Genomic DNA, 403 nt, shown 5'->3' on the forward strand with positions numbered 1-403 from the left:
TTCCTATTCCCTCCTTTCAAGATGAATCGTAATCATCTGTGGATCTACTCCCCACATTTGTGCTAAAAAGCGAGCGATGTCGTCGTGTTTTTCTGTGATCGACGACGAAGATTGAATGCGAATCGGTTTAACAACAGAAGTCGTTTCTTCTGCTAACTCCACCGTAATCGCCTCAATCGGAGGAGGGATTTGTTCCGACTCCCCGATCGTTAATGAAATGTCCGTCACTGTTAAACCATATGTGCGCATCAACTCCTCAGACGCTATGTTCTTTAGCTGGACAGCCATTTGTTCTAAAATATATGCACGTTGTGAGGCTTGTATTTCTTTTTTCTTTTTTTCAATGTCATTTTCAAGCGTTGCATGTTGTTGTTGCTGAATCGAAGCAAACCACGTATTGACA

Annotated in this window: 1 protein-coding gene; it reads right to left on the reverse strand. The window is 42.2% G+C overall.

Features of this window, described 5'->3' with window-relative positions:
• Positions 1-3: 3 nt before the first annotated feature.
• Positions 4-403 (reverse strand): stage III sporulation protein AF (locus tag ETC00_RS20170; protein ID WP_171567790.1); only part of this gene is annotated, 400 nt, incomplete at its 5' end.

Origin of the sequence: Brevibacillus sp. MCWH (assembly GCF_013096935.1) — a bacterium.
Taxonomy (GTDB): domain Bacteria; phylum Bacillota; class Bacilli; order Brevibacillales; family Brevibacillaceae; genus Brevibacillus; species Brevibacillus aydinogluensis.